Source organism: uncultured Agrococcus sp., from assembly GCF_945915485.1.
Lineage (GTDB): Bacteria > Actinomycetota > Actinomycetes > Actinomycetales > Microbacteriaceae > Agrococcus.
This window is the reverse complement of record NZ_CAMEFJ010000056.1, coordinates 1-16604: the sequence shown is the minus strand read 5'-3', so window position 1 is coordinate 16604 and position 16604 is coordinate 1. Positions and strand designations below refer to the sequence as shown.

Sequence of the window (16604 nt, the reverse complement as noted above, 5' to 3'; positions counted from 1 at the left end):
TAGTGCGAAACGATGTCGCGGAATCGGTCGACGCGCTGCGACTCGCTGAGCGCAGCCGTGATGGCATCGTCGAAGCGCGTGAGCCTTGTCGTATTGACTTCGTCAGCGCTCGGCATCTGCATCGGCGTGAGCTTCTGCCCGGTCGCCTTCTCGATGCTCTTCAGTAGATAGCGTTCGCGGGGCGTGACGAAGCTGATCGCGTCACCCGTGCGGCCGGCGCGGCCGGTGCGACCGATGCGATGGACGTACGACTCGGTATCGGTCGGAATGTCGAAGTTCACGACGTGGCTGATGCGTTCGACGTCCAGCCCGCGGGCGGCGACATCGGTCGCGACGAGGATGTCGAGCTTCGCCTGCTTGAGCTGGTCGACGGTCTTTTCGCGCTGCGGCTGCGGAACGTCGCCGTTGATGGCCGCGGCCGAGTATCCGCGCGCGCGCAGTTTCTCGGCGAGGGTTTCGGTTTCGCTCTTCGTCCTGACGAAGACGATCATGCCCGCGAAGTTCTCGACCTCGAGAATGCGTGTCAGGGCATCCACCTTCTGCGGATACGCCACGACGAGGTGACGCTGCGTGATGTTCGTCGCGGTCGTGGTCTTTCCCTTGACGGCGATTTCCTGGGCATCAGAGAGGTACTGCTTCGAGATGCGGCGGATCTGCGGAGGCATCGTTGCCGAGAACAGCGCGACCTGCTTGTCGTCGGGAGTCTCCGCCAGAATCGTCTCGACATCCTCGGCGAAGCCCATCTTCAGCATCTCGTCAGCCTCATCGAGCACGAGGAACCGCAGTTCTGAGAGGTCGAGTGTGCCCTTTTCGAGGTGATCCATGATGCGGCCGGGAGTACCGACGACGACGTGCACCCCGCGTCGCAGAGCCGACAGCTGCACACCGTAGCCCTGCCCGCCGTAGACCGGCAGAACACGTACGCCCGGCAGATGAGCGGAGTACTTCTCGAAGGCCTCGCAGACCTGCAGCGCGAGTTCACGCGTCGGCGCGAGCACGAGGGCCTGCGGCGTCTTCTGCTCGAGATCGAGCCTGGAGAGAATCGGCAGCGCGAACGCCGCCGTCTTGCCCGTACCGGTCTGTGCGAGACCGACGACATCACGGTCCGCGAGCAGTGCCGGGATCGTCGCCGCCTGGATCGCCGACGGAGTCTCGTAGCCGACATCCCGCAGCGCACGAAGAACCGTGTCGTCGAGACCTAGGTCGTTGAACGTCGGCTCGGGGGGCGCGTCGGGGGCATGCTCGGAAGTGTTCACACTCCTAACCGTAGTGGTCGGGGAGACCCCGGCCCGATGCCGTTGTAGAATTCGTGACCGTCGGCAACTGCGCATGCGGTACTTCGGCGCGGTCACGAAAGCTTGATCGAACCGCCCAAACCAAACCGTACGGTCAACATTTCGCAACCGATGACCGTACGGTCAACATTTCGTGACGAGTGGCCGCTATCTGCGCTTTCGGGATCCTGCTGTTCGGACATCCGAATTCTCCTTCGCTGCGGAGAATCACCCTCTCAGCCAACTCCTCCGCACCCACAGACAAGTTTTCGCCGGCACGGTGACCTAGCGTGGAGGGTAGCCACCGGACTCGACGAGGAATCCCATGAACCACACCCCCGACGCAACGCACACCCACGGTAAGCGAGTAAGCACGCCTGAGCGGGCAGAGCATCCGCTCGATCCGCTCAACGCCGGCGAGATCGCTGCTGTGCGCGACGTCCTCGACGAAGCAGGGCTGATGCAAGAGCACGTGCGCGTGGCCATGCTGTTGCCTCGCGACCCCTCGAAGGAGGCTGTTGCGGCGTGGCAGCCGGGTGAACCGTTCGAGCGTCGCGCGGTGGCGACGCTGCTCGATCGCGCGGACGGCAAGCACACCGAGGTCACCGTTTCGATAACGGAAGAACGGGTCGTCGAAGTCGAAGAACTGCCGGATACGCCGGAGCGCGGGCAGGCGGCCGTGCTGATGGAGGAGTTCTTCGAGATCGCCGACATCGTGAAGGCGAATCCCGAGTGGCGAGCGGCCATGGAGCGACGTGGCCTCGGCGAATACATCGACACGAGCTTCTGCTCTCCCTTGGCACCCGGGTACTTCCCGGAAGAGACCGAAGACGCCGGTCGCCGCTACCTGCGCTCACTGACCTATCTGGTGCCGAACGAAGGGGACAGCCCGTGGGCGCATCCCGTCGAAGGGCTCATCGTGAAGGTCGACATGATCGAGCGCGAGGTCTTCAGCGTGCACGATGAGGGCGACGTGCCCACCCCCATGAAGCACGGCAACTTCACGCTCGATGCGCAGGGCCCCGCGCGGACCAGCCTCAAGCCCATCGAGATCACCCAACCGGAGGGCCCGAGCTTCTCGGTCGACGGCAACAGCGTGCAGTGGGAGAACTGGAAGCTGCATGTCGGTTTCAATTCGCGCGAGGGCCTTGTGCTGAACAACGTCAGCTGGCGTGACGGGGATGCTGATCGCCCGGTCCTCACCCGCGCGAGCGTTCCCGAGATGGTTGTTCCCTACGGCGACGTCGACGAGACCCGCTACTGGGTGAGCTACTTCGACGCGGGCGAATACCTGCTCGGGCGCAGCGCGAACCCGCTGTCGCTCGGGTGCGACTGCCTCGGTGTTATCCACTACTTCGACGGTTTCGTGAACGACGACCTCGGCAACCCGGTCAAGCTCGATCAGGTCATCTGCATGCACGAGGAGGACTACGGCATCCAGTGGAAGCACACCGACCTCGACGGCAAGCCCGAGACCCGGCGCAGCCGTCGGCTGGTTATCAGCTACTTCGCGACCGTCGGCAACTACGACTACGGCTTCTTCTGGTACTTCTACCTCGACGGCTCGATCCAAGTGGAGGCCAAAGCGACCGGCGTCGTGTTCGGCGGCGCGGGCATCCCCGGCAGCGACAACGCGCACAACACCGAGATCTCGCCGGGGCTCTTCACCCCCGTGCACCAGCACATTTTCTCGGCCAGACTCGACGTCGCCGTCGACGGCGAAGACAACACGCTGCACGAGATCGACGTCGTGCCGCTGCCGCACGGCCCGCTCAACCCGCGCGGCAACGCGTTCACCTGGTCGGACACGCAGCTGAAGTCGGAGCTGGATGCGCAGCGGATGGCGAACGGACTGACCAGCCGCGTCTGGGAGGTGCGCAGCGCTCACCGTAAGAACTATGTCGGCAGGCCGACCGCGTACCGACTCATCCCCGAGGGTAAAGCGGTGCTGCTCGCACAGCCCGAATCGACCGTGTTCGCTCGCGCAAATTTCGCCACGAAGCATCTCTGGGGGACGCAGTTCGCGGAAGGCGAGCTGTATCCGGCGGGCATGTACCCGAGCCAGAGCAGCGGCTGGCAGGGCCTCCCGACCTGGACCAAGGCGGACCGCAGCCTCGACGGTGAAGACATCGTGCTGTGGCACCAGTTCGGGCCGACGCACCTGCCGCGCACCGAGGACTGGCCCGTCATGCCGGTCGACTATTCGGGATTCTGGTTCAAGCCGCACGGCTTCCTCGACCAGAACCCGACGATGAACCTCCCCGCGGATGCCCGGTCCTCGTGCTCCATGACCGGTGACGGGTGCTGCGCGAGCGGTGGCTGCGGTTGCTGCAGCGACGGCTGCAAGTGCGGCAACAAGGACGGCTGCGGCTGCGGCCGCTAGCGAAGAAGAACACAACACTCGAAGGAGAGCCTCATGTTCACATTTGAAAGCCTGCTGGACGCAATCACCGTCGACGACGGCCGCGAGATCCTGAACCCCGCAACGGGAGAGCTGATCGGACGCGTTCCCGAGCACACGACCGCCGATGTCGATGCGGCTATCGCACGCGCCAAAGCGGCGCAGCCGGCATGGGCGGCGCTGAGCGATGAACAGCGCGTCGACTACTTGAACCGGGTCGCGGATGCCATCGACGAGAACGCCGAAGCGCTCGCGGGCATCCTCTCGCGCGAGCAGGGCAAGCCGTTGAACGGCCCGAACGCACGCTTCGAAGTGGGTGGCTGCGCAGCTTGGACGCGTGTGCCGGCCGGTACGCCGCTCCCCGTCGAGGTCGTCGTCGACGACGGCGAGACCTACGCCGAAATGCACTACCGGCCGCTCGGTGTCGTGGGTGCCATAACCCCGTGGAACTGGCCCATGATGATCGCCATCTGGCAGAACGTCCCGTCGTTGCGGATGGGCAACACCGTCGTGTCGAAGCCGTCCGAGTACACGCCGCTCTCGGGGCTTGCGATCAACCACGTGCTCAACACCGTGCTGCCGGCAGGCGTGCTGAACACGGTCGTCGGCGGAGGGGAACTCGGCGCTCGCATCGTCGAAAGCGAGGACATCGACAAGGTCATGTTCACCGGTTCGACGAAGACGGGCAAGAAGATCATCGAAGCGAGCTCCGGCAACGTCAAGCGCCTCACACTCGAGCTCGGCGGCAATGATGCCGGGATCGTCCTCGACGACGTCGACCCGAAGGCGATCGCCGAGGGGCTCTTCTGGGGCGCCTTCATCAACACGGGGCAGACGTGCGCTGCGCTCAAGCGCCTGTACGTGCCCGACTCGATCTACGACTCGGTCGTCGAGGCGCTCGCGGAGGTCGCCGGCAACATGCCCATGGGGCAGGGCCTGGATGAGCAGAACGTGCTCGGGCCGCTGCAGAACGAGATGCAGTTCAAGGTCGTCGACCGGCTCGTGCAGGCGGCGAAGGATGCGGATGCCCGCGTCGTGCTGGGCGGCGACCCCGACTATGAGGCACCCGGTTACTTCTACCCGACTACGATCGTCGCCGACATCGACCCGGAGAACGCTCTCGTCGTCGAGGAGCAGTTCGGGCCCGCGCTGCCCATCATTCGGTACTCGGACCTCGAAGAGGCCATCGAGCAGGCGAACGCCCTGGACGTGGGGCTCGGAGGGTCGGTGTGGTCGTCGGATCGCGACCGCGCTCGCGAAGTCGCGGCGCGCATCCAGGCCGGCACGGTGTGGATCAATTCGCACGGCAACATCAACCCGTTCGTGCCGTTCGGTGGTGCGAAGCAGTCGGGCTACGGGCAGGAGTTCGGCGTTGCCGGGCTGAAGGCGGTTGCGCAGCCCCAGGTGATTCAGGGCTAGCGTGCTGCGGAGGTAGCGCTGAAACTTGCAGTGGAGCGGGGGTCGAAGTGGATAATCCAGCTCGACCCTCGCTCTGCTGCGACTTACAGCGCCTCTGCGGGCACTGATGAAGCGAAGGTTCCCGTGCGTCGACCCTGGCTGCACTGCTCGACTGACCGGTAGGCGCTCGGTTACTTTCGCGGTGTGCCGAAACGCTTGATTCTCGAAAACGCCCCGCAGCAAGCCAGCAGTTCGGCACCGATCCGCAATTTTCCAGCAGTTCGGGCCGGCAACGAGGCTAAGGGCGAATGGTGTGCGCCGGCATGTTCTCGTACGGCGACTGCGACGGGCCAAGCGGACGGGCTGGTCGTGGCTTCGACGCCAGCAGTACGACGAGGGCGGCAATCAGCATGAACACCTGAAGGGTGACCGTTGAGATCGCGACGTCGAAGCCCTGCCACTGGAGCAGTAACCGAAGCGGAGCCACCAGGAGCACGCCGACGAGGCTGAGCCAGGCGATTGGTCTCGCGCCGGCGGCAAGCAGCCAGCCCGCAGCGCCCGAGAGTACGAGCCATCCTTCCAGGCTCGTCAGTAGTCCGCCGATAGGCCCTCTGAACACCGGGCCGAGGCCCGACTGCAGCCTCATCAGGAACAGGAGGAACGCAAGTGCCGCGATCACGATAACGATGACAACGGCGATCAGACGCCGAGGCAGACTGCCGGGTGCGTTCAGCATGGCGACGATAACGCAGGCCGCCCCCAGCGGGACTTGCGCCGCGAGGACAAGGCCATGATTCGCAAACCCTCCCGGTGAAATAAACACGGTAGCGAGCTGCGGGAGAGAGCTCCACAGGATGAAGCCTCCGACGATACCCAGAAGCCCGGCGAGCAGCCAGGCACGGGTGTTGGCATCTGGGACAGGCTGATGCTGGGTGCCTGGCGTCGCCGCCGGTTGGTGAGGGGTGCTGTGGGCGTCGTCGCTCATTGTTTGAGAATGACTGATGTCCCTGAAAGTTCGCCCGACGGGTGACACGGCGAACGCAGAGTGCGCAGTAATGGTGCTGGTCGCCACTGCGCTGACCGCGGGCCTTGAAAGTTCTTTCCGTGGTGCATACACTTTCCATATGGAAAGTGACAGGAGGAGATCGATCAACGCGCCGGACCAGCCGAGCGCAGAGGAGGCTGCCGCGCAGCTGCGGAACATCGACGAAGTGCGGGATCGCAGCGGCCGAATGCACGCACCCGGCGCGCTCGCGGTACTTGGCCTCTGGCAGGCGTTCATCCTCCCCGTGTACGCCTGGACGCTGCTCACTGTGATGGCACCGTTCGACAACTCCCTCTACGTGGTCATGCCGATGATCATCACGTCGATGCTGGTGGGCGGTGCAGCGGAGCAATTTTCCGTACGGCAGCGTATTGGTTCGGCGATGACGGTGCTCCTCTTCGCGCTTGTCTTGGTGTTCTTCGCCCTCTGCATCCTGCAGATCATCGAACAGCCATACCCCCGCATCCTCGACACGCTGCTCGCGATCGTGCTCGGCCTCGCGCTCGCGGTCGGGCCTATCCGGTGGTGGGTTGCCGCCGAGGACCGTAGTGTTCGCTGGGTTCGGCGACCGTTGAGTCGGTCGTCTCGTATCGTGACCGTAATTCTCGGTGCGATCGTCGGGCTCTTGGTTGTCACGGCTGAGTGGGAACACGCAAACGTGATTTCGCTCGGGGTAGTAGTCCTCTTTATGGTCGTCGCGGCCATGTCACTGAAGGATGCGGGGCTTCGCCGTACCGGATATGAGTGGTCTCTTGTGCACTGGCTGCTCTTCGGCATTGGAACTGTTGTCGTGTGTGCGGTGCTGTTGTTAAGTGCATTCACCGACGTTCTCTCACCCGTGCTGCTCGCAACAGTCGGGAGCGCTATCGGCATCGCTATCGCGGGGTCCGCGTTTCTTCCCGCTCGTGGAACCCAGCAGTGAGTCCGCATCCTCGTCACGGTCTCGATGAGGCATTCGTGACGCCTGTCCGCTTCTCGTTGATGGCCGCATTGCGCGACGATGCGGAAATCGACTTTCCCACACTGCGAGAAGTGCTGGAGGCCGGTGATTCCGTACTGAGCAAAGCGATCACGCACCTGGAGAAGCTCGGCTACGTGAAGACCAAGAAGGGTTTCGTAGGGAAGCGGCCGCGCACCTGGGTGGCATCGACGAGGCTGGGGCGAAAAGCGTTTCAGCAGCACCTGGCAGCGCTGCGGGCCATCGCGGGCGACTATCCGGAAGCGTGAGTCCTGCTCCTTGGCTTGCAGTGTGTGCCCAGTGTCGGGCTTTGCGTGAAAAGCCCGACAGTTTTCCATGCACTCGGGCCCGACCCGCAATGCTCCATACGTCCGGGCCGGGCAGCATCGGGCCCGGCAGGGAGTGACGTTCGGGCATCCGTCCTGAGCAGTAGACGGTGGATGGCGATCTCATCCGGCCGATGGATGTCGCGACACTGCCGATTCCGTAGCCTCGAAGAGAAGGTTACGAGAGGAGCAGCGATCATGGACACCCCGGCGAATCTCCGCATGCTGCGGGCGGCCGCAGCCTTGGCCCTGCTCGTCTCGGTCGGGCTCATCGTGTACGGGCTGGTGATCGACAACTGGTGGGTTGTCGGGATGTTCGTCGTGACGGCGGTGACATCGTTCTCGCTGTACCCGATGCTGCTGCGTAGGCCACAGCGTAAGTAGATCCGCAGTCAAGAAATATCTAGACAGACTAGACAGAAATCGTTAATCTTCACGCATGACGACGTGGCAGGTGCAGGCGGCGAAGCAGCGATTCAGCGAACTGCTGCGTGCCGCCGAGGCCGGAGAGCCGCAGTTCATCACCAAGCACGGCACACCCGTTGCGGTGCTCGTTGATATTGACGACTTTCGGGCCAGTAAGAGAAGCGACCGAAAGAGAATCGACTTTCTGCTGACCGGTTCTCACGCGGTTGCGCTCGATGATGATCTTGAGTTGCCGACGCGCGCTCGAGGCTGAGCGAGCATGGAATCCGTTCGAGGGCGACGAGTGAACGGCTATCTGCTCGATGCGAGTATTGTCTCCGAGCTGATAAAACGACACCCGAACCGGCCGGTGCTGAAGTGGCTGGAGAGCGAACCCGAAACTTGGCTGAGTGCCCTCGTGATCGGAGAACTCACGCGCGGTGCGCAGATGCTTTCGTCGAGAAGCCCCGAGCGGGCGATTCGTCTGGAGCGCTGGATCCGAGGCCTGCGGGACGAATACCGCGGTCGTGTTCTCGTTGTTGAGGAAGCGGTTGCGCTTCGGTGGGCATCGATCACCTCCGAAAGGACGCTTCCCGCGATCGACGGATTCATCGCAGCCACTGCGTTGGAGCACGGGCTCACGGTGGCGACGCGCAACACGCAGGTTTTTCATGGCACGGGCGTTGATACGCACAACCCCTTCGGGGACTAGTTCAGCGATTCGGTGAGTATGGTTGCATGAGGCGGCTCGGGTGTGGGCCGCTGAAACAGAATGACGCAGAGGAGCGCAGCGTGAGTGGCAAGCCCCGCGAACACGAAGTCGGCGACGGGGCTTGGTCGTCACTGCTGGGTGCGGAGGCACAGCGCGCGTCGCTCGTGAGGATCGCTGAGCTCGTCGAGCAGCACTACTTCGACGAAACGGTGGCGCGTCGTTGTGCGGAGGACGTTCGACGGCTGCCGATAGAGCCGACGCACACGTCAGCGACGCGATTCGCGGAGCGGCTTACGGAGACGCTGCAGCCGTATGATCGCCACTTCAGAGTGCAGTGGGGTGCCTGGCAGTCGCGGGTTCGAAGGGAACCTGCTGTGGATGCCGACGCACCCGCCTTGGAAGGAAGCGTTCGCGACGGCATCGGCACGCTCCTGGTGCGCAGCTTCGAGGACGCCGACGATGCCCGCGAAGCGAATGTTGCACTCGCGGCTCTGAAGGCCATCTCGGGCGCTGATGCAGTGGTGCTGGATCTGCGAGATGTTCCGGGTGGCTGGCCGACCATGGTCGAGTTCTTGATCGGCGCCTTCGTCGGTGCCGAACCGGTGCACATCCTGACGTTCCGCTCCAGGGAAGGTTCGATGGAGAGCTGGTCGCGGACCGTGCCGGATACGACGGGACTCGCGGACAAACCGCTCGCGGTGTTCGTCGATGGCGGTACTGCCTCTGCAGCCGAGAGTTGCGCGTATGCGCTGCAGAGTCTTGGGCGGGCGAAGGTCGTGGGGGAGTCGACAGCGGGTGCCGCGAATCCGGGTGCGCCGTTGGATACCGGTCTCGGGTTCACGGTGTTCGTTTCGACAGGGAGCCCCGTCGATCCACGAACCGGCGCGAACTGGGAAGAGGTCGGTGTCGTGCCGGATGTCCTCAGCCAGGATCCGTCGCCCGTCGAACTTAGGAAGCTCCTCCTGTAGCCGAGGCCGTTCACCGGCGGCGCTGCCGCCATCGATAGACTCCAAGGCTCAGTACCGCAGCGACGGTGAGCGCCAGCGACCATGGCGCAATGAATGCCGTGACGGCCACTCCTCCGCACAGGACGGCGAGTAGTAAGCCATCCAGTGCCCTCACCGCTCGCACGGCCACACTCAGATCTCCCGCAGGAGTAGGCATGGGGCTCATGAGCGCTGGAGGCATTGTGCCTTTCAAAAACGATGCGATTCGCGTGGCAAAGACCAGGAATCCGGCGATCAGTGCGGCCGAAGCGGGGCCGAGCACGTCGGTGCCGACGGCCGCGCAGCACGCTAGGACCGCGACCAGCAGGACGGTCATCAGGAGCAGCAGCGGGAATGCCGAGTGGTAGCTGAGTAGTCGCTCATCGCTCACGCCGTAGAGCGGAAGGTCGGTGACCGCGGTAGCGGCATGTCGGAGACCATCGGTGAGAGGGCCGAGCCCGCCGAACAGCAACAACCCGCCTCCCGCTCCGAACACCCAAGCGGGTGCGCTCGGCAGGAACGCCAGCGTCAACAGCAGCCCCGCGGCCGAAATCGTGACGACACCGGATGCAAATCGCCCGGGAGCGCGGATCGCTCCCATGAAATCGCGCCAGATGAACATGAGCAACGCGCCGCGACTGCGGGAAACGGCTTGTAGTCGACGCCCCTTCGTCGGCGGAGTGCGGAAGAGGCTTGCGGCTCCTTCGAAGTCCATGTTCGTGCCGAACGCCAGCGTGGATTCCCAGCGTCTCGCCTGCGCGACAAGAACATTGAGCTCCAGGTGGGTCATAATTGCGGGCACAGCCGCCAGGGCTATCACGGCGAGCCCGGAGAGGGCCGTGATCGCTTGCCAGGATGCGGCCGTCGGATACGACAGCGCCAACCATCCCGCGGGAGAGAATGGCTGCAGCGAAGGTAGCGCGAGAGTAGCGACGCCCAGCGCCAGCACTATCGCTGCGACGGGTGCTGCGGCCCGTTGGTACACCTGCCCGAGAAGCCAGCAGATCGATGCGATGATTCCTGCGGCTACCCCGGCAGCAGCGAACCCGATCGCGGGGAGAGCTTCAATGCTGTTCCCGGCGAAGAGCGCTGCGCCCAAAAGCACTGTGGTCGCAGTGATGACGACGGTTGTGACTGCCCCGGCTCGCAGCAGCGGGCCTCGGAATGACCTCGCCCGGGGTATGTCGCTGGATGCCAAGACCTGAGTGATGAAAGAGGAGCGGAGTGCCGGCCCTCGTTTGCTTCCCAGCAGCAGGGCGCTCGCCCAAACGGCGACAGCGATGAACCCGAACCATGCAGCCGCAGAGGGGTGCGCCAGGAACGAGATGACAGCCGGGCTCGACGCGAACAGCCAGATGGCCCGCGCGAGCGGGAACACGATGATTGCCGTCACCGTGAGGCCAGCGTAGATCGTGAACGCCAGATCTCCAGTAGGTCTAGGGTTTCGGCTCCGCCAGATTGCGAGCGCACTGCGCAGCCGTGTACTCATGCCGACTCATCGAGTTGCAGTCTTCGATGTTCTATCGATGACGTGAGTTCTTCACTGTGGGTTGCGACGACGAGTGTTCTGCCACGGGACTGCAGTCCCCGCAGGACCTGAATGACCGCCGCCAAGTGCTCCGAGTCCAGCCGCTGCTCCGGCTCGTCGAGCATGAGCACCTCGAACGGTCTCGCGAGTATCAGCGCAAGACCGAACAGCTGTCGCTGACCCGAAGAGAGCTCATGGGGAAACCGCTCGGTGAGAGCGCCTAGGCCAAGCGCGGTGACCAGCTCATCGGTGATGCCCTGCGCCGCCGATGCATCGTCGAACCACGTCGCGGCGACGATGCCCAGATGGTCTGCGAGGGTGAGGTCGGGGGCTTCGGCCGGCAAGCCGATCATTGCCGAAACGGTGCGACGAAACTTTGCATCTCTGCCTGACACGGGCAGGTCATTGATGAAGGCTTGACCGGTAGTTGGTCTTTGTGCGCCAGCCAGCAAACGCAGCAGAGTCGATTTTCCAGAACCGTTTCTGCCGCGCACGACCAGGGTTTCGCCTACCGTGACATTGACTGAAATCGGACTCAGAAGCGTCACGCCGTCGACAGTGACACCCGCATCGCGAACCTCGATCATGCCACTAGCATTGCAGCGCCCAATTGCCACCGCATCCCTCTAGCGGAGGAGCGCTATCGCAATCAACACCCGCGCAACCATCTACTCAGCGTTGTTATGTACCAGTAATCAGTAAGACTGAGTAGATGGCGGGGCACAGTGGCAAAACAGATGACCGAGATGCTGAGGCACACTCGACGGCACGCTGCTGCTCTTCGTCTACGTCTTCGGCGGCGCTATTGAAACGGGCAGCGATGACTACGTGACCTATCTCCTCCCCGGGATCCTGTTGATCACGATCGCATCGGGCATCGCGTACACGGACTATCGACTGTTCATGGATGCGAAATCCGGGATCATCGAACGCTTCCTTTCCATGCCCATCGCTCGGTCAGCAGCGCTGTGGGTTCACGTGCTGACTTCCGGCGCCGTGCCACCTGACGGAAGTCGCTCTACGCGAGCGCAGTGCCGCTGAAGAGCACGGTTGCGGCTCCGCCGACCCACACCGTGTCGTCTTCGACGGCGATGGAGATCTCGCCGGCTCGGCCAAGCGCGCGGCCCTGCGAAACCGTGTACCTGTCGGGCGCTTGGCCCGTGCTCGTCAGCCACTGGGCGACAGAGGCGTTCAGGCTACCGGTGACGGGATCCTCGGGAACGCTCTCGCCGGGCACGAAGGCCCTGATCTCGAACGCGTGCCCACTGCCTTCCGGGTAAGCGCCGACGGCACCGACCACTGCATCCGGAATTTGCGAGAAGTCCGGCTCGAGGCCCAGCACGTCGTCGGCGCTTGCCAGATGCAGCGCTGCCCATCCCGGTCCGTTGTCGACCCACTGATGACCGAGCACACGTTCGCGATCGACGCCGAATGCGGCCACGAGACGCTCGAAGAACTCGTCTTCCAAGGGACCGCTCTTCACCAGCGGCGGGGCAGCGAACGCCAAGCGTTCGTCGTCGACTCGGACGTCGACGAGCCCTGCGCCGCACTCCTGCACGATGCGCCCTCGTGTTCCCGGCACCCCACCGTGCTCGAGCCACGCGCGTGCGGATCCGAGCGTCGGATGCCCCGCGAACGGCAACTCGCTGGACGGCGTGAAGATCCGCAATCGATAGTCGGCTCCATCGCGCGTTGGAGGCAGCACGAAGGTCGTCTCCGACAGGTTCGTCCACTGCGCGATCCGCTGCATCTCGTCGTCGCTCAGGCTTTCGCCATCGAGGATCACCGCGACCGGATTGCCGAGATAGGGCTCTGACGAGAACACATCAACCTGCGCGAATGGACGGGATCGGGCCATGGGAAGCTCTCCTTCCGAATGGAGCTGTTCGCTCCAGTAATAGCACGGGCTGGCCCAACGCGAGCGCACTCGGTAGCCTGACCGCACGGGGTATCGCACTTCGCGGCCCGACGGCGAGAGGAGATCGAACAATGACGTATCGAGTGCAAGGCGTTGTCGTGCGGGAGGAAGGTGCTCCCGCGACCGTCGAGACGATCATCGTGCCGGAACCCGGCCCCGGTGAAGTCGTCGTCGACGTCACCACCTGCGGTGTCTGCCACACCGACTACCACTATCAGCAGGGCGGCATCAGCGACGACTTCCCGTTTCTGCTGGGGCACGAGTCGACCGCACGCGTCGCCCACGTCGGCGAAGGGGTTACCGAGGTCGAAGTCGGCGACCGGGTGATTCTGAATTGGCGTGCCGTGTGCGGCCAGTGCCGCGCCTGCGCGAAGGGCAAGTCGCAGTACTGTTTCGCAACGCACAATGCGAAGCAGAAGATGACGCTCGAAGACGGCACGGAGCTGTCGCCTGCGCTCGGCATCGGTTCGTTCGCCGAGAAGACCCTCGTCGCGGCCGGCCAGTGCACCAAGATCGACGAAGAATCCGACGCGGCGGCGGTCGGGTTGCTGGGCTGCGGCATCATGGCCGGTATCGGTGCGGCGATCAACACCGGCGAAGTGCAACGCGGCGAATCCGTTGCCGTCATCGGCTGCGGCGGCGTCGGTTCCGCCGCTATCGCCGGCGCGCAACTCGCGGGGGCAACCACGATCGTCGCCGTGGACATCGATGACGCGAAGCTCGAGCAGGCGAAGCGGTTCGGGGCAACGCACACCGTGAACTCCCGTCGGGAAGACGCCGTCGAAGCGATTCAGTCGTTCACGAACGGCTTCGGCGCCGATGTCGTCATCGATGCGGTCGGCCGCCCCGAGACGTACAAGCAGGCGTTCTACGCTCGCGATCTCGCCGGACGCGTTGTGCTCGTCGGTGTTCCGACTCCGGACATGCAGCTCGAACTGCCGTTGCTCGACGTGTTCGGTCGTGGAGGCTCGCTGAAGTCGTCATGGTACGGAGACTGCCTGCCCAGCCGCGACTTCCAGATGCTCATCGACCAGCACAAGCTCGGCCGCCTCGACCTCGCCGGATTCGTCACCGAGCGCATCCCGCTCGACAGCGTTGAAGCTGCATTTGGCAAGATGGCAGAAGGCAACGTACTCCGATCGGTGGTGGAACTGTGAACGCACGAATAGAGCGACTCGTCACGAGCGGTACCTTCTCGCTCGACGGCGGAACATGGGAGGTCGACAACAACGTCTGGATCGTCGGCGACGACTCCGAGGTCATCGTCGTCGACCCTGCGCACGATGCGGCCGCCGTTGCGAAGGCCGTCGATGGCCGCGCCGTGCGGGCGATCCTGCTCACCCACGGTCACGACGATCACATCCGTCACGCCCGTGAGGCAGCGCAGGTGCTGCAGGCCCGCATCCACCTGCACCCCGACGACCGGATGTTGTGGGATGCCGTCTACGAGGGTTCACCGGACGCTGAGATCGCCGATGGCGACGTATTCGATGTCGCCGGTGTTCAGCTCACGGCGGTGCACACGCCCGGTCACTCGCCGGGGTCGACGTGCTTTGTGATTCCGGCGCTGCAGGCGGTGCTGTCTGGTGACACGCTCTTCCAGGGCGGGCCGGGCGCGACGGGCCGCTCGTACAGCGACTTCCCGACCATCATCGAGTCGATCCGCGAGAAGTTGCTCACGCTGCCGCCCGAAACCGTCGTGTACACGGGGCACGGGGACACCACGACCATCGGCGACGAGGCACCGAACCTGCAGGAGTGGATCGAACGGGGCCACTAGACAGTAGCTGAGCACGCGTTCGCGCCTACGAAGCGTGGCGCGCGAGCCTGCGCGATCTCGAGCGGACCACGGCCGCGACGATCGTGACACCGACCAGTGTGCCGGCGAGGGCGATGCCGTTCAGCAGCACGAGCGGTATGAGCATGATCGGTAGCACGACGTGGCTCAACGCCGGGGTGAACGAGATGACGGCCGCGACGAGGAGGACGAGCGCCGGCAGCAGGAGCCCGTACGGTGACCACCGCACGAGCAGAACACCGCCGAACAGCATGACTCCACCGATGACGATGAGGAGCACGGGTTGGAGGTCGGCGGGCGCGTTGCCAAACGCCGACATCAGCGCATAGTTGGCTTGCACCCCACGCGCGGCAAGCAGCAATCCGCCGATGATCAGCAAAGGAGAACCCAGCAACCCGACGACGTGACCGGCGCCGGAGCCCTTGCGAGGCTTGCTCGCACTGCGCTGCAATTTGATCGCGACTCCGGCGGCTCCGAGCGTCAGCAGCACGAATTGCGGCGGCCCCTGAAACAGGGTCGAGAACCACGGCAGCGGCAGGCCCTCGACTGAGCTGAAGAGCGCGATGGCCATGCCGGGTGCGGCCACGAGCGCGAACGCTGCGAGGCCCAGGACGAGGCATGCGAGCAACCCGGCGCTGCTCCACAGGCCGGTGAGCGCAGCAGCGGCGAAGAGCAACGCTCCTGCGACCTGAAGTGCCAAGGCAATGCCGATGCTCGACAGCGAGAAGTCCAGCGTGCTGTAGGTGCGCAGGAGCCGGAATCCGCCCTCTGCGCTGAGAGCGAGCCCTGCGATGACGCAGACGAGGGCGATGACGACGGTGAGCACGCGTGCGGTAACCGTGGGCTGCATCCCGCCTCCTTGCGTTCCGATACCCGATCGTTTGGCCACAGGGTATCGCAGGGGCACGGTCGCGCCATCGGTCATAGCCGAGCTATCGCAGACTGCTCTGCGCAGGCAGGTCGGTCTAGGCGGGCGTTTCGACCCGCACTGAACCGAATCTGGAGAAATCGGCGTCGAATGTGACTACTGCTGCCCCGTGCTGCGCAGCGAGCGCGGCCAGGTGCGCGTCGTTGATGAGATTGCCGCCGTGCCCGCCAGCGGCATTCAGGTGTTCGCGGATTCGGCGTATGTGCTGCGCGTCGGTTGCCGGAACGACAACGTTCGGGGCGGATAGCCAGCCTTCGACGACATCGAGTGCTTGATCGGGTGTCAGGGGCTGCTCGAAAACGCGGTGGTGTGTCGTCAACCTCAGAAAAGCGAGCAGGCTGACCCAGGGAATCAGCAGCGTCTCTCGTGACGATAGAGCATCGTCCAACCATGATTTCGCGGCTTGATGACGCCCCGCCCCGCGATGAATCGCGTAGATCAGCACATTCGCATCGACGAGTCTCATTTGCCGAGCTCCAACTTGCGCAGAATGGCTTCGTCTTCCAGTTCCCCGGCCAGCGTCAGCGCGTGGTCGAGCGGTATTCGAGCATTGCCCAAATCGAAGGTGGGAGACACGACTCGATGCTCTGCTGCAGGTGGTGCGAGCCCGTCGATGATCGCAGCGTTGACCGCTTCCTTGAACGATAAGCCGCGCTCGCGCATCACCTTGCGCACAAGGCTGTCGGCCTCCGGCGAAAGGGTTATCGTGGTTCGGGTCATGGATGCATCATAGCATCACAAAAGTTGATGATGTGATGCAATCGGCCCTTCGTCCTCTCGGGTGACAGGGCAAGTGCCGCCTGGCATCGCAGGAAAGCGCTACGGCAGTCCGCATTCTCGAGAACAGCGTGACCTGCAGGAACTTTCCGTTTCTGTTTGACAGCGGACTGAACGTGCGTTTAGTCTAATGAACATGCGTTCAAGCAA

The 16604-nt window shown here is 64.0% G+C and carries 18 protein-coding genes and 1 pseudogene; 11 read left to right on the top strand and 8 right to left on the bottom strand.

Translation table 11 applies throughout. From position 1 onward, the window contains the following. Positions 1-1256, bottom strand: a 1256-nt coding sequence (locus Q0O95_RS09675) for a DEAD/DEAH box helicase (protein WP_293697793.1), incomplete at its 3' end; no start/stop codon positions are given. A 343-nt stretch (positions 1257-1599) separates the two neighbouring features. Here Q0O95_RS09675 and Q0O95_RS09670 point away from each other — a divergent pair. Together Q0O95_RS09670 and Q0O95_RS09665 are read left to right on the top strand one after the other, a co-directional pair. Beyond that, positions 1600-3657 carry a primary-amine oxidase gene (locus Q0O95_RS09670; protein ID WP_293697791.1) on the top strand — a complete coding sequence of 686 codons (2058 nt, stop codon included), beginning with the start codon at positions 1600-1602 and terminating at the stop codon, positions 3655-3657. 33 nt (positions 3658-3690) lie between these two features. Beyond that, positions 3691-5094, top strand: coding sequence for an aldehyde dehydrogenase family protein (locus tag Q0O95_RS09665; protein WP_293697789.1), 1404 nt, complete (start codon positions 3691-3693; stop codon positions 5092-5094). A 277-nt stretch (positions 5095-5371) separates the two neighbouring features. Here Q0O95_RS09665 and Q0O95_RS09660 read toward each other — a convergent pair whose 3' ends face one another. Further along, entirely contained in the window at positions 5372-6058 is a 687-nt protein-coding gene (locus tag Q0O95_RS09660) for a hypothetical protein (RefSeq protein ID WP_293697787.1), read from the bottom strand. A gap of 139 nt (positions 6059-6197) precedes the next feature. Between Q0O95_RS09660 and Q0O95_RS09655 the strand changes: the two genes are divergently transcribed. The 6 genes from Q0O95_RS09655 (at position 6198) to Q0O95_RS09630 (ending at position 9487) form a co-directional block, all read left to right on the top strand. Next, on the top strand, positions 6198-7040 hold the full coding sequence (locus tag Q0O95_RS09655; protein WP_293697785.1) for a hypothetical protein: 843 nt from the start codon (positions 6198-6200) through the stop codon (positions 7038-7040). Then, positions 7037-7345, top strand: a complete 309-nt coding sequence (locus Q0O95_RS09650) for a transcriptional regulator (RefSeq protein WP_293697783.1) — start codon at positions 7037-7039, stop codon at positions 7343-7345. The genes Q0O95_RS09655 and Q0O95_RS09650 overlap by 4 nt, the downstream gene beginning before the upstream one ends. A gap of 255 nt (positions 7346-7600) precedes the next feature. Further along, positions 7601-7786: a hypothetical protein gene (locus Q0O95_RS09645; RefSeq protein ID WP_293697781.1), complete on the top strand. Its 186-nt coding sequence runs from the start codon at positions 7601-7603 to the stop codon at positions 7784-7786. Positions 7787-7841: 55 nt separating this feature from the next. After that, complete coding sequence (locus Q0O95_RS09640; protein ID WP_293697779.1) at positions 7842-8081, top strand: type II toxin-antitoxin system Phd/YefM family antitoxin; 240 nt, start codon at positions 7842-7844, stop codon at positions 8079-8081. 6 nt (positions 8082-8087) lie between these two features. Continuing rightward, positions 8088-8519 carry a type II toxin-antitoxin system VapC family toxin gene (locus Q0O95_RS09635; RefSeq protein WP_293697777.1) on the top strand — a complete coding sequence of 144 codons (432 nt, stop codon included), beginning with the start codon at positions 8088-8090 and terminating at the stop codon, positions 8517-8519. A gap of 80 nt (positions 8520-8599) precedes the next feature. Continuing rightward, positions 8600-9487, top strand: coding sequence for a S41 family peptidase (locus Q0O95_RS09630; protein WP_293697776.1), 888 nt, complete (start codon positions 8600-8602; stop codon positions 9485-9487). A gap of 10 nt (positions 9488-9497) precedes the next feature. Here the strand turns inward: Q0O95_RS09630 and Q0O95_RS09625 are convergent, their stop codons facing one another. Both Q0O95_RS09625 and Q0O95_RS09620 read right to left on the bottom strand, forming a co-directional pair. Next, positions 9498-10994 carry a hypothetical protein gene (locus Q0O95_RS09625; RefSeq protein WP_293697775.1) on the bottom strand — a complete coding sequence of 499 codons (1497 nt, stop codon included), beginning with the start codon at positions 10992-10994 and terminating at the stop codon, positions 9498-9500. Then, positions 10991-11620 carry an ATP-binding cassette domain-containing protein gene (locus tag Q0O95_RS09620; RefSeq protein WP_293697774.1) on the bottom strand — a complete coding sequence of 210 codons (630 nt, stop codon included), beginning with the start codon at positions 11618-11620 and terminating at the stop codon, positions 10991-10993. The genes Q0O95_RS09625 and Q0O95_RS09620 overlap by 4 nt, the downstream gene beginning before the upstream one ends. Before the next feature lie 184 nt (positions 11621-11804). Between Q0O95_RS09620 and Q0O95_RS09615 the strand changes: the two are divergent. Further along, positions 11805-12020 (top strand): annotated as a pseudogene (locus Q0O95_RS09615) (ABC transporter permease); the annotation flags it as partial. A gap of 31 nt (positions 12021-12051) precedes the next feature. On the opposite strand, the gene Q0O95_RS09610 reads toward Q0O95_RS09615, so the two are convergent. Then, the gene (locus Q0O95_RS09610; protein WP_293697773.1) at positions 12052-12891 is read right to left on the bottom strand and encodes a PhzF family phenazine biosynthesis protein; all 840 of its coding nucleotides are present in this window, start codon (positions 12889-12891) and stop codon (positions 12052-12054) included. Positions 12892-13022: 131 nt separating this feature from the next. On the opposite strand from Q0O95_RS09610, the gene Q0O95_RS09605 reads away from it, so the two are divergent. Next, complete coding sequence (locus tag Q0O95_RS09605; protein WP_293697772.1) at positions 13023-14108, top strand: S-(hydroxymethyl)mycothiol dehydrogenase; 1086 nt, start codon at positions 13023-13025, stop codon at positions 14106-14108. Next, positions 14105-14731, top strand: coding sequence for an MBL fold metallo-hydrolase (locus tag Q0O95_RS09600; protein ID WP_293697770.1), 627 nt, complete (start codon positions 14105-14107; stop codon positions 14729-14731). Before Q0O95_RS09605 ends, Q0O95_RS09600 begins: the two co-directional genes overlap by 4 nt. A 25-nt stretch (positions 14732-14756) precedes the next feature. Here Q0O95_RS09600 and Q0O95_RS09595 read toward each other — a convergent pair whose 3' ends face one another. From Q0O95_RS09595 to Q0O95_RS09585, 3 genes are all read right to left on the bottom strand, one after another. After that, entirely contained in the window at positions 14757-15599 is an 843-nt protein-coding gene (locus tag Q0O95_RS09595) for a hypothetical protein (RefSeq protein ID WP_293697768.1), read from the bottom strand. 115 nt (positions 15600-15714) lie between these two features. Continuing rightward, positions 15715-16143 carry a TA system VapC family ribonuclease toxin gene (locus Q0O95_RS09590; RefSeq protein ID WP_293697766.1) on the bottom strand — a complete coding sequence of 143 codons (429 nt, stop codon included), beginning with the start codon at positions 16141-16143 and terminating at the stop codon, positions 15715-15717. Beyond that, a complete protein-coding gene (locus tag Q0O95_RS09585) occupies positions 16140-16397 on the bottom strand; it encodes an antitoxin (protein ID WP_293697764.1) in 258 nt (85 codons plus the stop codon). Before Q0O95_RS09585 ends, Q0O95_RS09590 begins: the two co-directional genes overlap by 4 nt. Positions 16398-16604: the final 207 nt, after the last annotated feature.

What these genes read in the sequence shown, in the direction of transcription:
- Q0O95_RS09670 (WP_293697791.1), top strand. Translation starts at nt 1,600, where the DNA reads ATGAACCACACCCCCGACGCAACGCACACCCACGGTAAGCGAGTAAGC.
- Q0O95_RS09665 (WP_293697789.1), top strand. Translation starts at nt 3,691, where the DNA reads ATGTTCACATTTGAAAGCCTGCTGGACGCAATCACCGTCGACGACGGC.
- Q0O95_RS09660 (WP_293697787.1), bottom strand. Translation starts at nt 6,058, where the DNA reads ATGAGCGACGACGCCCACAGCACCCCTCACCAACCGGCGGCGACGCCA.
- Q0O95_RS09655 (WP_293697785.1), top strand. Translation starts at nt 6,198, where the DNA reads ATGGAAAGTGACAGGAGGAGATCGATCAACGCGCCGGACCAGCCGAGC.
- Q0O95_RS09645 (WP_293697781.1), top strand. Translation starts at nt 7,601, where the DNA reads ATGGACACCCCGGCGAATCTCCGCATGCTGCGGGCGGCCGCAGCCTTG.
- Q0O95_RS09640 (WP_293697779.1), top strand. Translation starts at nt 7,842, where the DNA reads ATGACGACGTGGCAGGTGCAGGCGGCGAAGCAGCGATTCAGCGAACTG.
- Q0O95_RS09635 (WP_293697777.1), top strand. Translation starts at nt 8,088, where the DNA reads ATGGAATCCGTTCGAGGGCGACGAGTGAACGGCTATCTGCTCGATGCG.
- Q0O95_RS09625 (WP_293697775.1), bottom strand. Translation starts at nt 10,994, where the DNA reads ATGAGTACACGGCTGCGCAGTGCGCTCGCAATCTGGCGGAGCCGAAAC.
- Q0O95_RS09620 (WP_293697774.1), bottom strand. Translation starts at nt 11,620, where the DNA reads ATGATCGAGGTTCGCGATGCGGGTGTCACTGTCGACGGCGTGACGCTT.
- Q0O95_RS09610 (WP_293697773.1), bottom strand. Translation starts at nt 12,891, where the DNA reads ATGGCCCGATCCCGTCCATTCGCGCAGGTTGATGTGTTCTCGTCAGAG.
- Q0O95_RS09605 (WP_293697772.1), top strand. Translation starts at nt 13,023, where the DNA reads ATGACGTATCGAGTGCAAGGCGTTGTCGTGCGGGAGGAAGGTGCTCCC.
- Q0O95_RS09595 (WP_293697768.1), bottom strand. Translation starts at nt 15,599, where the DNA reads ATGCAGCCCACGGTTACCGCACGCGTGCTCACCGTCGTCATCGCCCTC.
- Q0O95_RS09590 (WP_293697766.1), bottom strand. Translation starts at nt 16,143, where the DNA reads ATGAGACTCGTCGATGCGAATGTGCTGATCTACGCGATTCATCGCGGG.
- Q0O95_RS09585 (WP_293697764.1), bottom strand. Translation starts at nt 16,397, where the DNA reads ATGACCCGAACCACGATAACCCTTTCGCCGGAGGCCGACAGCCTTGTG.